Origin of the sequence: uncultured Pseudomonas sp., from assembly GCF_913774235.1 — a bacterium.
In the GTDB taxonomy this organism is placed as follows: domain Bacteria; phylum Pseudomonadota; class Gammaproteobacteria; order Pseudomonadales; family Pseudomonadaceae; genus Chryseomonas.
The window spans coordinates 747,355-762,155 of sequence record NZ_CAJYDW010000012.1; the positions used below are offsets into that span (position 1 = coordinate 747,355).

The 14,801-nt window shown below is 66.0% G+C and carries 15 protein-coding genes; 10 read left to right on the forward strand and 5 right to left on the reverse strand.

Annotated features, from left to right (window positions below):
* Positions 1-120: 120 nt before the first annotated feature.
* The 5 genes from QZ471_RS12980 to QZ471_RS13000 all read left to right on the forward strand — a co-directional run bounded on the left by QZ471_RS12980 (position 121) and on the right by QZ471_RS13000 (position 5,181).
* Positions 121-717 (forward strand): hypothetical protein, encoded by a 597-nt coding sequence (locus QZ471_RS12980; RefSeq protein ID WP_295464306.1) that lies wholly within the window; start codon positions 121-123, stop codon positions 715-717.
* Between the two features lie 122 nt (positions 718-839).
* Positions 840-1,427, forward strand: a complete 588-nt coding sequence (locus QZ471_RS12985) for a LemA family protein (protein ID WP_295464308.1) — start codon at positions 840-842, stop codon at positions 1,425-1,427.
* 4 nt (positions 1,428-1,431) lie between these two features.
* Positions 1,432-3,309, forward strand: a complete 1,878-nt coding sequence (locus QZ471_RS12990) for a M48 family metallopeptidase (RefSeq protein ID WP_295464310.1) — start codon at positions 1,432-1,434, stop codon at positions 3,307-3,309.
* 73 nt (positions 3,310-3,382) lie between these two features.
* Positions 3,383-4,285 (forward strand): response regulator, encoded by a 903-nt coding sequence (locus QZ471_RS12995; RefSeq protein WP_295464312.1) that lies wholly within the window; start codon positions 3,383-3,385, stop codon positions 4,283-4,285.
* Positions 4,286-4,290: 5 nt separating this feature from the next.
* A complete protein-coding gene (locus QZ471_RS13000; RefSeq protein WP_295464314.1) occupies positions 4,291-5,181 on the forward strand; it encodes a hypothetical protein in 891 nt (296 codons plus the stop codon).
* On the opposite strand, the gene QZ471_RS13005 is transcribed toward QZ471_RS13000, so the two are convergent.
* Complete coding sequence (locus QZ471_RS13005; protein WP_295464316.1) at positions 5,169-6,359, reverse strand: serine hydrolase domain-containing protein; 1,191 nt, start codon at positions 6,357-6,359, stop codon at positions 5,169-5,171. The genes QZ471_RS13000 and QZ471_RS13005 overlap by 13 nt on opposite strands.
* Positions 6,360-6,417: 58 nt before the next feature.
* Here QZ471_RS13005 and def point away from each other — a divergent pair, with 58 nt between their 5' ends.
* The gene (def, locus tag QZ471_RS13010) at positions 6,418-6,957 is read left to right on the forward strand and encodes a peptide deformylase (protein WP_295464318.1); all 540 of its coding nucleotides are present in this window, start codon (positions 6,418-6,420) and stop codon (positions 6,955-6,957) included.
* On the opposite strand, the gene QZ471_RS13015 is transcribed toward def, so the two are convergent.
* Entirely contained in the window at positions 6,911-7,591 is a 681-nt protein-coding gene (locus QZ471_RS13015) for a DsbA family oxidoreductase (protein ID WP_295464320.1), read from the reverse strand. The two genes, def and QZ471_RS13015, sit on opposite strands and share 47 nt — an antisense overlap.
* A 295-nt stretch (positions 7,592-7,886) precedes the next feature.
* Here QZ471_RS13015 and QZ471_RS13020 point away from each other — a divergent pair, with 295 nt between their 5' ends.
* Positions 7,887-8,825 carry a bestrophin family ion channel gene (locus QZ471_RS13020; RefSeq protein ID WP_295464322.1) on the forward strand — a complete coding sequence of 313 codons (939 nt, stop codon included), beginning with the start codon at positions 7,887-7,889 and terminating at the stop codon, positions 8,823-8,825.
* On the opposite strand, the gene QZ471_RS13025 is transcribed toward QZ471_RS13020, so the two are convergent.
* The 3 genes from QZ471_RS13025 to cprA form a co-directional block, all read right to left on the reverse strand.
* Positions 8,770-9,696, reverse strand: a complete 927-nt coding sequence (locus QZ471_RS13025) for a substrate-binding domain-containing protein (protein ID WP_295464324.1) — start codon at positions 9,694-9,696, stop codon at positions 8,770-8,772. The two genes, QZ471_RS13020 and QZ471_RS13025, sit on opposite strands and share 56 nt — an antisense overlap.
* Before the next feature lie 12 nt (positions 9,697-9,708).
* Positions 9,709-11,694, reverse strand: a complete 1,986-nt coding sequence (locus QZ471_RS13030; protein WP_295464326.1) for a methyl-accepting chemotaxis protein — start codon at positions 11,692-11,694, stop codon at positions 9,709-9,711.
* A gap of 165 nt (positions 11,695-11,859) precedes the next feature.
* On the reverse strand, positions 11,860-13,011 hold the full coding sequence (gene cprA, locus QZ471_RS13035) for a cationic peptide resistance protein CprA (RefSeq protein WP_295464328.1): 1,152 nt from the start codon (positions 13,009-13,011) through the stop codon (positions 11,860-11,862).
* 140 nt (positions 13,012-13,151) lie between these two features.
* Between cprA and QZ471_RS13040 the strand changes: the two genes are divergently transcribed.
* From QZ471_RS13040 to QZ471_RS13050, 3 genes are all read left to right on the forward strand, one after another.
* Entirely contained in the window at positions 13,152-13,391 is a 240-nt protein-coding gene (locus QZ471_RS13040; protein WP_295464330.1) for a DUF2789 domain-containing protein, read from the forward strand.
* 58 nt (positions 13,392-13,449) lie between these two features.
* On the forward strand, positions 13,450-13,578 hold the full coding sequence (locus QZ471_RS13045) for a hypothetical protein (protein WP_295464332.1): 129 nt from the start codon (positions 13,450-13,452) through the stop codon (positions 13,576-13,578).
* A gap of 184 nt (positions 13,579-13,762) precedes the next feature.
* Complete coding sequence (locus tag QZ471_RS13050) at positions 13,763-14,752, forward strand: DctP family TRAP transporter solute-binding subunit (RefSeq protein WP_295464334.1); 990 nt, start codon at positions 13,763-13,765, stop codon at positions 14,750-14,752.
* Positions 14,753-14,801: the final 49 nt, after the last annotated feature.

Here is a 14,801-nt window from a genome sequence, read left to right on the forward strand (position 1 = left end):
CGCGGGTTCCGGATGGGTCGGCGCTGGCTGGCCGCGCGCCAGTCGATTTTGGCGCCGAATGGCGCCTATTATCACAAGACTGGCCGGCCGGTGTTTGCGGCGCAACGAAGGGAGCGGTAGATGAGCCATGCACAGCTGATGGATTGGGGATTCGTCCTGATAACCCTGTGCAACATCCTGCTGATCGCCCTCGTCGTGTTCCTGCTCTGGCAGCGTCATTTCGCCAACGATGCCGCCGCCAAGGTCGAGAGCGAGGACGAGGCCCCGTCACCGGTCGTCCCTGCCGAGATCGCGGCCCCGCCGGCCGATGCGCCGCCGCTGCCCAGCAGCCCCGCGCCGAATCGTAATGTCGACCTCTTCGACGAGGGCCCGGAGGAGGTGTACGACGAGAATTACCCCGACTGGAAGAAGAGCGAAGACCCCTACGTCGAGGAGTTGCTGTCGCACCGTGAAGCCCTGGAGCTCAAGGTGGACAACATGGTCATGCGGCTCAACCGTGCCCACAAGGTAGTGACCGGACTGCGTGCGCAGAATCGTGAACTGCGCGCGTCCGAGGCCCAGGCCCAGCGCCTGCAGGAAGAGTTGACCCGGACCCAGACCACCCTTGCCCAGGTTCGCCTGGAGCGGGATGCCTTGATGGCGGAGCTGCACCCCGGCCGCAAGGTGGGCGCGGGACCGCGCACGCCGACCGACAGCGACGCGCCAGCTCCGTCCTGAGGGCCGCTCGCGGGTCGTCCGCACCAGCCATCCGCTCAACCGCCACATCCGTCGCGCTGTCGACTGCGGGTGGGCGGAAGTCCCTAGACTCGGGACTTCCGGTATAGCTCAAGGACGATTCGATGAAACTGCTGCTGTTGCTGGCCGCCTTGGTGGCCATCGGCCTGTTCGCCGTCAGCCTATACAACGCCCTGGTCACGGCACGCAATGCCTGTCGCAATGCCTTCGCCCAGATCGACGTCCAGCTCACCCGCCGCCATGACCTGGTGCCCAACCTGGTGGAAGCAGTGAAGGGCTATCTGCGCCACGAGCGCGAAACCCTCCACGCGGTGATCGCCGCGCGCCAGCAGGCGGAATTCGGCCTGCAGAAGGCCAAGACCCACCCGGACGATCCAGCCGCCCTGCAAGCCCTGGGCGCCAGCGAGAACCAGTTGGGCCAAGCCCTCGGCCGGCTGCTGGCGGTCAGCGAGAGCTATCCCGAACTCCGCGCCAGCGAGAACGTGCAGCAGCTCAGCGAAGAGCTGGCGTCCACCGAGAATCGCATCGCCTACGCCCGCCAGGCCTACAACGATGCGGTGATGGACTACAACAACCGCCGCGAGACCTTCCCCGGCAATCTGCTCGCGGCCCGCTTCGCCTTCGTCCAGGCCCAGCCGCTGCCGCTGGAGGAGGGCGTTTCCCGCCAGGCACCACGCATCAGTTTGGGTTGAGCCGGTGCGCTTCGTACTCGACCAGTCTGTGGCCCGCCGCCGGACGCGGCTGTGCTTCCTGCTGTTCGCCCTGGTGCTGCTCGGTCTCGCTGCCGTAGGGGGGAGCGTCGCACCCCTGGCCTTGTCGCCAGGCGTGGTGGCGCGCCTGGGTGGGGTAGGGACGGCCCAGCTGCTCACCGCCCTGGGCCTGCTGCTGGTCCTGACCGGTGCCTCGCTGTGGAAAATCCGCCAGCTCGCCCGCCAGGGCGGCGCGGCGGTGGTGACGGCACTGGGCGCCACGTCTCTGGACGAACTCGGCGGAGCCGATGCCCAGCGGTTGCGCAACGTGGTGGAGGAGATGGCCATCGCCGCGGCCGTCCCCGTGCCGCGTCTTTACTTGCTGGCCGACGAGCCGGCCATCAATGCCCTGGTGGCCGGCTACGGTCCGGCCGACGCGGTGCTCTGCGTAACCCGTGGCGCCCTGGAGCGGCTGGATCGCGCCGAGCTGCAAGGCCTGGTCGCCCATGAATTCAGCCATCTGCTCAATGGCGACATGCGCCTCAATCTACGGCTGATCGGCTGGTTGCATGGCATCAGTCTGCTCGCCGACCTGGGCCGCGAACTGCTGGTCACCCGCTCCCGTCATTCGGGCAAGAGATCGCTGCAGGCCTCCACCCTGTTCGAGGTGGTCTTCGGCCTGACCCTCTATATCTGCGGCTCCCTGGGACTGGGCTGCGCGCTGTTGATCCAGGCCGCGGTGTCCCGTTCGCGGGAGCGCCTGGCCGATGCCTCGGCGGTGCAGTTCACCCGCTATCCCCAGGGGCTCGCCGGTGCCCTGCAGAAGATCGCTGCGCATCCTCTGCAGGGGCGGCTCTACCACCCTGCGGCGCGCAGCGTCGCCCACATGCTGGTGGGGGACGCCGGGGCCTCCTGGTTCGCCACCCATCCGCCGCTGCTCGAGCGTATCCAGCAGCTCGATCCGTCCTTTTCGGCGGCCGACTTGCAGCGGCTGCGGGCCGAGGCCAGCCTTCCGGTGGGCAAGGCCTATGTCGCGGGCGAGCCACCGCCGGTGGTCAGGGCCGACCCGGCCACCGCGGCATCCGTGGCGGAGCTGCCCTCGGTCGCGGCGGCCGCTGACCTGCTCGCGGAGTTGCCCCTGGCGTTGCGCGAGGGCGCGCGGCAGCCCGACGTGGCCTGGCCGTTGCTCCTGCACCTGGCCGGGGCGCCTGCCCCGACCCTGCCCCCCGTGCTGGCCGGTAACCTTGCCGATCTGCATCCCGCCCTACGGCTACCCCTGGCGCAACTGACCTTTCCGGCCTTGCGGCAACTGCCGCGGGCGAAGCTGCGCGAGGTACTGGTAGCGCTCAAGGCCCGTCTGGAGCCACACGCCGCGGACGATCTGAGCAGCTATTGCCTAGCCAGGGTGCTGCAGCGGCAACTGGTCGCCAGTCTGGCCCCAGCCCGTCAGCGCCCCTCCGGTCGTCTTACCCTCGCCCAGGGCGAGGCGGCCGTCGTCGCGCTCTACGCGGTGGTGGCCGCACAGGCCCATGACCGTTTTCCGGCGGCGCAGCGGGCGTTCCTGCACGCAATGGCCACGACCTTCCCGGGACGCCATGTCGCCTACGCGCCACCGGCGCTTTGGCGTCCAGCCCTGGAGCGCGCCCTTGCTGGTCTTATGCTGTTGGTACCAGAGGCGCGCACTCTGGTGCTGGAGGGGTTGTTGTCGTTGATCGAAGCGGACAACAGGGTGAACATTCCCGAGCTGGAACTGCTCGGGCTATTCTGCGCGACGCTGGAATTGCCGTTGCCCCTGGTTAAAGAAAGCGTTTCGCTGACCGATGACGTGTCATCGCGACGAGCTTACCGTTCGGTCGATGCTAGCCAACTGCTATCGAATTCCTGATCCAAAGGGGCATGCCTGGCGTATGCTGGCCGCGGAATAATCTGACGTATGCAGGGCAGGGAAGGAAAGTGTCATGAAATTCCTCGTGGTAGATGACAGCCGAGCGGTTCAGACCATCATCAAGCGCATCCTGGCCAACACCGGGTACAAGGACAGCGAGCTGCGCACGGCCTCTACCGGCGAGGAAGCCTTGGCGCTGCTGGAAGACTGGACGCCCAACCTGGTGCTGACCGACTGGCACATGCCGGGCATGACCGGCCTGGAGTTGCTGCAGGCGATTCGTCAGAGCGCCGGGCCCGAGATCCAGGTGGGCTTCGTCACCACCGAGTCCTCGGCACGCCATGTCGAGGAGGCGTATCGCAACGGTGCGGCCTTCGTCGTGACCAAGCCCTTCACCCAGGAAACCCTGCAGCAGGCGGTGTTGACGGTGCTCCAGGACGGGGCCAGCGCCGAGCGGGCCATCCAGGCTTCCGAGCGGGAAAGTCTGCCACTGCCGACCCGCTTCAATCCCGACACCCAGGTCATCCAGAAGCTGCTCGGGCTGTCGTCCATCGTCTGCCACATCGAGCCCATGGCACCGATCCCGGTCGATCGCCTCGCCTTGCCCTACCTGATCGGCATCTACAGCCACCCACAGAGCAAGGCGCTGGAAGCCGTGTGCCTGCTGGATCTCAACGCGGCCTGCATCCTCGGCGGTTCGCTCGCCGGGTTCTCGCCCGTGGCCATCCATTCGGCCATCGCCAGTGCGACCCTGAGCCGGGAAATGTACGAGAACGCGGCGGCCTTCCTGGCCGATCTGAGCGGCATGATTTCCGCCGGCAAAGGCGGCTCGCCGCTGGCGTTGGGCACCAGCCACCTGGTGCAGAAACCCTTCGAGAAGCTCTACAGCCTGTGGCGCCAGAACAACGGCCGTGCCGATTTCAGCCTGTCCTTCCCGGGGCTGGGCGACGGCTTCATCGCGCTGCTGCTGAGCTGAGCGGCATGGCGGATTACCGGCTCGTCGAATGGGGCTTTCTGCTGGTCACCGGCTCCAACGTCCTGTTGATCGGGCTCGTCCTGACACTGCTCTGGCAGCGCCTCTTTCCCCGGACCCGCGAAGCGGACGAGCATCCGTCGGACGCTGCCCAGCCCGAAGACGCGGTGAGCGCCGGGCCGACCGCGGCGAGCGCCGCAGAGCTCACTCCTGACAGCCAGGCCCAGGCGGCCGCCAACCTGATCCAGAGCGCCCAGCAGCAGGATGTGCTGCCGCTCGGCCAGGCCATGAGTGACAGCCTGGACCTGATGGGGCGGCTCGACGAGGTCGACGGAGAGGCTTATCCCGACTGGAAGAAGACCAACCAGGCGCAGATCGATGAGCTTCTTTCCAACCGTGAAGACCTCGAATTCAAGCTGGACGATCTCAAGTCCAAGCTGGATCGCGCGCACAAGCTGGTGACCAGCCTGCACGGCCAGAATCGCGAGATGCGGGGTGCCGAGGCCAAATTTCAGCGCCTATCCCAGGAGCATGGGCTGATCCAGACTTACCTGACGGAGACCAGACGCGAGCGTGATGGCCTCAAGGTCACCGTAGAACGACTGAAGGCGGAGCTGGAACAACTGCGACAACGGTCTGCCGCTGTCCCGCCGTCCGCTGCGGAGCCGCCGGCAGTGGACGAAGAGGTCCAGCACGAGCTGGAGGTCCTGCGCGAAAGTCTCGAAGAGGAGCGGGCCAAGCTGTCGCGCACCCTGGTGGAGAAGGAATTCATCGAGCAGGTGTACATCGACACCGATGCCGTCACCGATGACTACCAGGCCCTGCTGCGGGAACATGCCGCGCTGCAGGAGCAGTTGCGCGCCTTGCAGGCGCGGCTGGAGGCCGGTCAGTCGGCGTAGAGGGCATCGCGGATGGCATCGGGGAAGGGCCCGGTCATGCCGGCGATGGCCGTGTTGGTGAGGATCACCACGCTCAACTCGCGGACGGGATCGATGAACCAGGCATTGCCGTAGACCCCGCCCCACTGCAGGGTACCGGGACTCTGGGGCGTCTTCGCCGCTCGTGCATCACGCAACACCGCCGCCCCGAGGCTGAAGCCCCAGCCCGGAGCATCCTCGCGCTGCAGCTGCGGAATCTGATCCTCCATGAACCGCCGCTGGCTGGCGGGTGACAGCAGCTTGCCCTGGCGTACCGCCTCCAGGAACGCCAGGTAATCACCGGCGCTACCCTGCATGCCACCGCCACCCGAGGCGAAGGCCGCGGTCGACAGCGCCCGCGCCGGCGAATAGAGGATGCCGCCCTTGGGCAAGGGCAGCAGATAGGGCTCGCTCATGGGTTCGGGTCGTGGATAACCATCGCGATAGGCGGTCGCCAGGCGGGTAGCGTCCTCGACATGGAAGCTCAGGCTCCGCAGGCCCAGGGGTGCGGCCACCTCGTGCTGCACCACCTCCGGCAGTGTCTCGCCGCTGGCGGCCTGCAGCACCCCGCCTACCACGTCCAGACCCAGGGAATAGCGCCAGGCGCTACCCGGTGGGAAGTCCAGGGGGACGCCGGCCAGGCGACGCAGATTGTCCTCGAGGGTGAGGGTGGCGCCGTCGAGTCCGTCGGACACGCCAGCGCGATGATAGGGCCCGTCCGGGTCTTCGCCGAAGCCGTAGTGCAGCCCCGAGGTGTGGCTCAGCAATTGTGCCAGGGTCGGCACCGCCGGGGTGCCGTCGGTCAGGCGCGTGGTGAAGTAGGGCAGGTAACGAGTCACCGGCGCCTGCAGATCCAGACGACCCTGGTCGACCAGGCGCAGCGCGGTGACGGCCACCACCGGCTTGGTCAGGGAGGCGAAGCGGAACAGCTCGTCCTCTCGCATGGGGCGCTGCGTCTCACGATCGGCGAAGCCCGCCGCCCGGTGATACACCACCCGGCCATGGCGCGCGACCATCACTACCGTACCCACGATGCGCTGCTGAGCGATGGCACGCTCCAGGATCGGGTCCAGGCGGGCGGCGAGAGCGGCCTCCTCGGCCAGGGCGAGGGGTGCGCTGAGGCTCAGGCCGAGCGCACTGGCGAGCAGTAGGGAAGACATCTGGTTTAAGCTCCTGGCGAACGCCGGTCACGAGACCAGCCAAGGGAGGAATCCTCGCATGATTCGCGACATTTTGAAGATGGGTGATCCACGCCTGCTGCGGATCGCCCCGCCGGTAGCCGCCGAGCGACTCGGCTCGCCCGAGCTGCGCGCGCTGATCCAGGACATGTTCGACACCATGGCCGCCGCCGGTGGGGTGGGCCTCGCCGCGCCGCAGATCGGCGAGGACCTGCAGTTGATGGTGTTCGGCTTCGAGCGCAACGCGCGTTATCCGGATGCGCCACCCGTGCCTCGGCAGGCGCTGCTCAATCCCCGGATCGAGATACTGGACGCCACCGAGGAACTGGGCTGGGAGGGTTGCCTGTCCATTCCCGGTCTACGCGGCGAGGTGCCCCGGGCGCGGCGCATCCGTTACCAGGGCGTGGACGGCGACGGCCGCCCCGTGGATCGGGAAGCCGAGGGCTTCCACGCGCGGGTGGTCCTGCATGAATACGATCATCTGATCGGCCGCCTCTATCCGTCGCGGATTCAGGACTTCGCCCGTTTCGGTTTCACCGAGGTGCTGTTTCCGGAACTGGAGCCGGCGGCGCAACGCTAGCCTCCGCGGCGGCGAGCTGCCCACGCACGACCGCGGCCAGGTCGGCGAAGGGCAGGGCGCCATCCAGCGCCTGGGCGTCTTCGATGGGGGCCTGGGCCGAGCGCAGCAACAGGGTCGGTACGGCGGTGATCCCCAGTGTCTCGGCGCGATCCTCGGCGTGCAGTACCAGGTCACTGTAGTCGCCTGCCGCAAGGCTGCGCTCCAGGGCCTGGGCGTCTAGCCCGACGCGGTGCGCCAGATCGGTGAGCACCGCCAGGTCGCCGATATCGCGTCCTTCTTCGAAGAAGGCCTGGAACACCGCCAGATGGAAGGCTTCGAAGCGGTCGTGCTCACGGGCGAACTCCGCCGCTTCCAGAGCCAGGCGACTGCGCGGCTGCACCGGGGGCAGGCGCAGCACCATGCCGTACTCGGCCGCCAGTGGATAGACGGCGCGATCCCAGGTCCGCCGCAGGTACTCGCCAGCGGGATCGAGGGTTGGAGTGGGTTCGGGGCGCAGTTCGAAGGCATGCCACTCGATGGCGATCCGGTCGCCGAATTCCTCCTGCAGGCGCGCTAGCTGGGGAAGTTCCAGATAGCAGAAGGGGCAGACGTAATCGCTCCAGACATCCAGACGAACGCGCGGGGTGGCGGTCATGGCAGTGCTCCGGGGAGGGCATCCTGTCCGTCGGACCGCGATCCGGGGTGGATGTTCGCTGAACAGGTCGATATCCGCTCAGGATCGGTGAACAGTCCCCTGCCGGACCTATCGCGCGTCCACCTGACAGCCTTTCCTGCGCCTCCCGACAAGGCTTCACATCCGGAAAAGAAAAGCCCGGCTTGGCTGCCAGGAATGCGCGGCGAGCCTCGTTCCAGAGAGCTCCGCTGAACCTGAGCCTGTCCCTGGGTTCGTATGCGGGCACCTTCTCCTTCAGGCGACAAGGGATATCAACGTGGGTTTTATCGACCGCAAAGTGACCTTCCTTCGGCAGACCTTCTCCTATGTCGGCTGGTCGGTGTTCTGGCTACTGCTCTGGGACATCGCCGTGACCGTCGACTACATGATCTTCGTCGACCACCGTGCCCAACTGCCCAATATCCCGCTGACCCTGATCGGCTCGGCGCTCATCGTGCTCACCAGCTTTCGCAACACCAGCGCCTACCAGCGCTGGTGGGAGGCGCGCACCCTCTGGGGTGGCATGGTCAATAGCTCGCGCAGCTTCGGCCGTCAGGTGCTGACGCTGATCGACGACGGCGACGAGCAGTTCAACGCCATCAAGACGGTGCTGATCGAGCGCCACCTCGCCTATGTGCGCTGCCTGGCCTGCCAGCTCAGCGGCGATCCGCTGCCCAAGGAGGTCCGCAACTACCTGGGCAAGGAAGAGTGGGCGATGCGCAAGGAAACCAACAACTTCGCCAACGCCATCCTGAGCGGCTCGGCCAACCTCATCGCCCTTGAGTATCGCGCGGGACGACTGGACAGCATCCGCCTGGAGCGCCTTGAGGCGACCTTCGTCGACATGTCCAACTGGCAGGGCGGCATGGAGCGTATCGCCAATACGCCCTTGCCCTATCCCTACGTCAACTTCCCCCGGCTGTTCATCTTCCTGTTCTGCGTGCTGATGCCCATCGGCCTGGTGGAAAGCCTCGAGTGGTACACGCCATTGGCGTCCACCGTAGTGGGCTTCATGTTCCTGGCCCTGGAGAAGGTCGGCACCGATCTGCAGAGCCCCTTTCAGCGCAGTCGCCACCAGATCACCATGGGCACCATCTGCACCACCATCGAGGGCAATCTGCGCACCATGCTGCGCGATGCCCGCGGTGGCTACGCCTCGGTCACTGAGATTGTTCGAGACTGTCGGACGTCATCAGACGAAAGGGAATCCAGCTGACGTGTTCCGCTACCGGCTGGCCCTGGGCCATGGCCAGGGCCACGTCGATAGCGGTACCGCCCTGGCCCTTGGCATCCTGCAGCACGGTCACCGCCAGCTTGCCGGAGCGCAGTTCCTGTAGCGCCTCGGGGGTGGCGTCGATGCCGCCGATGAGGGTGTCCTTGGGATTCTTGCCCGCCTTTTCCAGGGCACGAATGGCGCCCAGGGCCATCTCGTCGTTGTTGGCGGCGATGATGTCGAAGGCCACGCCCTTCTTCAGCCAGTCGGTGACGGCATCGGTGGCCTGGTTGCGCTCCCAGTTGGCGGTGGTCTTCTGTACCACCTGCATCTCGGGATACTTGGCCACCACCTTCTCCACGTCCTCGGTACGCATCCGCGAGGACGGATTGTCGGGGTCGCCTACCAGGATCGCCACCTTGCCCCGATAGTGCGCCCGCCGCGCGAGCTCTTCCATTTGCAGGGTGCCGGACTCCAGCTCGTTGGAGCCGACATAGGCGGCCTTGGCTGGCCATTGCTCGGGCAGGTATTGGCGATTGAGCAGCACGATGGGAATGCCGGCGGTCGTCGCCTCGCGCAGGAGGTCCGGCGCGGCTCTGATGACGCTCGGCACCACGATGAGGGCATCGACCTTGGCGGCGATCAGGTTGCGCACCTGACGCTGCTGCAGGACCGGATCGTTGTTGGCATCCATCACGAAGGTATCGGCGCCGAGCTGGCTGGCATGCTGTTCCATGCTGCTGCGCAACAGGTTCTGGAAGTTGTCGCTCTTGGCACTGGCGATACCGATCAGGGGCGTCGCCCCAAAGGTCGGGACCAGCCAGGTGCCGGCGAGGACGGCGACGAGCAGGGAGCGGAAACGAATAGGAGTCATGGCAAGGTCCCTTCAGACGCTGAAGCGATGCAGGAGTTGGCGCTGTGCCTGGGCCATCCGCGCCAGGCCGTCACTGCTGCGCGCGGTGTCCTCCGCGCCCTGGGCCACCTGGGTGGCGGCATTGCTGATGTGTACCATCATGCGGCTGGTCTCCTGCACCGTGGCGCTCTGCTCCTCGGTGGCGGTCGCGATCTGCACGTTCATCTCGCGGATGGTCGCCACCGCCTCGCTCATCACCTGCAGCGCCTGCTGGGAGCCGGAGGCACGCTGCACGCAGTCGTCCGATAGCGCCTGGCTGGTGCCCATGACGCTCACCACCGACTGAATCTTCTGCTGCATCTGCTCGATCATCTGCTGGATTTCGCTGGTGGAACCCTGGGTCCGGCTGGCCAGGGAGCGCACCTCGTCCGCCACCACAGCGAAGCCACGGCCCTGCTCGCCAGCGCGGGCCGCTTCGATGGCGGCATTGAGGGCCAGCAGGTTGGTCTGTTCGGCGATGGTACGAATGGCATCGACGATGCCGTCGATGTTCTGGCCATACCCCTGCAGTTCGTGGGTGGCGCTGGCGGCGCGCTGGATCTGTTCGGCCTGCTGCTGGATGCCGCTGATGGTGTCGCTGACCGTGGCCTGCACGCGCTGGGTGAGGCCAAGTGTCTGGTCGACGGTTTCGCGGGTCTCGTGGGCACGCCGGGCGACTTCCTGGACAGTGCTTTCCATCTGGGTCATCGCCGAGGACGTCGACTCCAGGTGCTGGGTCTGAGCCTGCACGGCCGCCGTGGTACGGCTACTGACGGCCGCGTTCGTGTCGGCGGTACTCGCCAGGTCATCGGCGGATCGGGTCAGCTCACCGAAGGTGCCGCGCAGCATCTCGGTCAGTTCGTTGAGATAGCCGCCCAACTCGCCGAATTCATCCCGGCTGCCGGTATCGAAGCGCACCCGTAGATCACCGGCGGTGACCTGACGCAGGGCTTCGCGGAAGCGCCGTAGCGGACGACGCAGGCCGCGCGCTACCCACAGGCCGATCAACAGGGCAGCGGCCACCGCGGCGGCGCTGGCGGCGAGCAGCACCAGGCGGCTGGCATGTACGGTCGCATCGGTGTCCTGTTTGCTCTGGGACGCCATGTCCACGGCCTGGGTACTGAGTTCTCCCAGTTTTGCCAGTACGGCGTTCAGCGCCTGCTCGGTGCTTTGGCGCTGGGTATTGAGGCGCGTCTGCAGGGCGTCCTGCTGGCGGTAGGCCGCATAGAGCCCATCCGGGGCTTCGAGTTCGTGTAGCAGGCCGGTGACCATCACCCCGACATAGCGGGCCGCCCGAGGGTCGGCCTCGGCCAGGGCCTTGAGTCGGTCGCGGATCACGTCGGTCTGCCCCTTGAGGGTACGCTCCAGCTGGGCCTGGTCCGGCTTGATCGCCTGGGTGGCGAATCCGCCATAGGCCTTGGCCGTCTCCACCAGCAGCAGCTCGGCCAAACGCGCCGCTTCGGCGCCGTCGGTAGCCTTCAGCCGCGCGGCATAACTTTGCAGGTAACGCGCCAGGCGATCACCTTCGGGGGTGGCATAGCCCTGTAGCGTCAGGACCTTGTCCCGTGCCGCCAGGACCTCCTGCTGCAACCGCGCCAGCTGACGGCCCTGGTCCGCATAGGCCTGACCCAGTTGTTTTTCCTGCTGCAGGGTGGCAGCCAGCTGCGGATAACCTTCGAGCAATGCCGGAATCTGGCCGAGCGCTTCTTCGTAGCGCTTGATCTGTTCATCGAAGGTCTTGAGGGAGACGGCGACGTCCGCCTCGCTGCGGACGGCCAGCAGGCTCAGGATGGCCTGGTTGGCGCTGAGAATACGCACACCGAGTTCACTGGTGGTGCGGCCAAGAGGGGCGGACTGATTGGTGATGACCGCAAGGCGATCCTGGATCGAGGCGGTACTGCGGTAGCTGACCGCGACGATGCCGAGCAGTACCAGGAGCAAGAGGCCGAAACCGCCGGCGACACGTTGCAGGATTGTCATTGTTCTATCCCCGGAGTGAAAGGTCCGCGGGATTCGAGCGGATCGAGAAAGCGGCTACAGTCGCTTCCATCGACCTACCCTAGACACAACCCGCCACCAGGCTATCGGCAGCTCTGGTGGGGGCTTTAGAAGAGTTTTACAAAAGATTTCACAGTGCCGGCAGGGTTACTTGAAGTCCCACTGCATCTGGGCGGGAATGCTGATGTCGCGGGAGGAATTCACGCAAACGTCCAGGTAGTCGGTAAAGCGGGGCGGGGCGGCAATGCCTTCCTCCAGCAGGCGCTGGTTGTCGAACAGGTAGTTCAGGTCGGCGAAGCCACCGTAGAGCTTCAGGGCACGCAACACCAGCCGCGGGTTGGCTGGACCGATGCGCTCGTTGAAGTCCGCCGCCAGCTCCTTGAGGTCGGCACTGTCCACTTGGCGATAGCGCTCGCCCACCGGGGCATCGCCCATGGCGCCGGCATAGGCCTGGTCGATCTCGCCGAAGGTGCAGGCGCCGGCGTGTCCGGCAGAGATGTGGTAGAGGCTATGGTTCAGCGCGGGCTTCAGGGCCAGCTCCACCAGCGCCTCGGCGCAATAGTCCACCGGGATGACGTCGATCTGCTCGTCGAGGCCGCAGGTGAAGCGCTCCAGGGCGAAGCCCATGCGGAATACCCAGAAGATGCTGCCCGAGGCCTTGCAGCCGGAGCGGCGATGGCCGACCACGATGGACGGGCGGGCGACCACCAGCGGCAGCTGCGGCAGTTCGTTGCGCAGTTTCAGCTCGATGGCGGCCTTGGAGGCGGTGTAGTCCACCAGCTGTTGCTCGGGCTCCGGGAAATCCCAGGTCTCGGCGACCGGCGACTGGCGCTGGGGCCCACAGGCCATGGCGGTGCTCACGTGCAGGAAGCGCTTCAGGCGTTTGGACTGGGCGCAGGCCTCGGCGAGGGCGAAGGTGCCGTCGACGTTGACCGGCCAGATTTTCGGGTTACGCGAGAAGGAAGCCACCGCCGCGCAATTGATGACCTCGTCCAGCGCCGTCAGCTGCGGGCGGGCCGCGTCGATCCACTGGGTGTCCAGCAGGTCGCCACAGAGGATCTGCTCGGGCTGCAGCAGGGCGGCGAGACGCTCGTCGACATCGTGCATGCGCAGATTCTGCAGGAGGCGCTCCAGGCCTTCCGCCTGGTTGGCCGCGCGGACCAGGAACCTCAGCCCCTCGACGTGGCCCAGTTCCAGCAGGCGCTGGGTGACGGCGCCGCCGAGAAAACCGGTGGCACCGGTGACGAGGATGCGACGCGTCGCGGGGGTGAACTGGATCGAGGAGGAGACAAGCGACATGGCAAAGGCCCTGGTTGGGGTGAACGTGGGCCAACCTTAAGGCGTGACGCTGAAGGAATTATTAAGGCCGGGGAACCGCTTGAGGCTGACGTCTTTCTAGATGCCAAGTCTTACCGTTCGACACCTACCTGGAGACCGCCATGGAATTGCCCGTTCACGACCTGACGACACTGTTCGAACAACTGGGTCTCGATTCGGACCCTGCCAGCATAGATGCCTTCATCGCCAGTCACTCCCCGCTGCCGGAAGCGGTGAAGGTATCGGAAGCGGACTTCTGGTCGCCCGCGCAAAAGGCCTTCCTGAAGGACGAGATCATGGAGGACGCCGACTGGGCGCCGATCGTCGACGAGCTGAACGTCCGCCTGCATCGCCGGGACTAACCAGAAGGGCAGGCTTTCCTGCCTGGTCATTCCGCCAAGCATCGCCCGGAGAAGCGCCATGAACACCGTATTCGCCCAGCAACAATCCCAGGATCCGCCCGTCGACGACGAAGACGAGGTGAGCGAAGAGCAGCTCGACGAATCCGTCGAGGAAACCTTTCCCGCCAGTGATCCCATTTCGCCCTGATCATTTTCTGGCGCCGTTCTCACGGCGCTTTTTTACCCTTGATCCTGCTTTCCGGCACATTCGTCGTACTAGCCCGTCCCGTTGATCAGCATCCCGTCCCGTGGCTGCTAAGGTGAGGGCGTCGCAACCGCACCACTCGTGCGCTGGCGTGCGACCTGATGGACCGTCAATCGCAGGGATTCCCATGATCAAGATCTTCTTCGCTGCCCTGGCCGGCATGCTGCTCGGTGGCGCCGCCTGGCCGGTGCTCGCCGACCCCGTCGTCATCAAGTTCGCCCATGTGGTGAACGACGACACTCCCAAGGGGCGCGGTGCGCTGCAGTTCCAGAAGCTCGTGCAGGAGCGGCTGGGTGGGCAGGTGAAGATCGAGGTCTATCCCAACTCCACCCTGGTGGGCGATGCCGACGAACTCGAAGCCCTGAAAACCAACCGGGTGCAGCTGCTCGCGCCGTCGGTGTCCAAGCTCAATGGCATGGCCAAGGGGCTGCAGGTCTATGATCTCCCCTATCTGTTCGACAACCTGGATGCGGTCAAGCGCTTCCAGCGCCGCGACAAGAGCCGCGAATTGCTCGGCAGCCTGGTAACGCACGGCATCACCGGACTCGGTTACTGGAACAACGGCGGTCGGCAGCTTTCCGCCACCCGTGATATCCGGACCCCGGCCGACCTCAAGGGCCTGACCTTTCGCGTCGAATCGTCCGACGTTCTCGCCGCCTATTTCCAGCAACTAGGTGCTCAGGCGGTCAAGCTACCGTTCTCCCAGGTCTACGCGGCGCTGCAGACCGGCAAGGTGCAGGGCGCGGAGAATCCCTGGTCCAACCTGCTGGGACAGAAGCTCAACACCGTCCAGCCCTATATCGTCGAAGACAACCACAGCTTCCTGACCTACATGGTCATCACCAATACCAGCTTCTGGAATGGCTTGCCGTTCGGCATCCGCGCGGAGCTGGAAGCCATCCTCGACGAGGTGACGCTCTCGGTGAACCGCGATGCGGAAGCCATCAATGCCAAGGCCCGCGAGCGTGTGGTGGCCGCCAACACCAGCAAGATCCTGGTGCAGACACCGGTAGAGCGCGAGGCCTGGCGGGCGGCGGTGGCGCCCTTGATCAAGAAATACGAAAGCGAGGTGGGCAGCGACGTGCTGCGGGCGGCCGAGGCGGCCAACCGGCGCTGAGATTGCACGGGCGTCCACCCCCGATTTACGGCAAACTGGCACGGCGTCA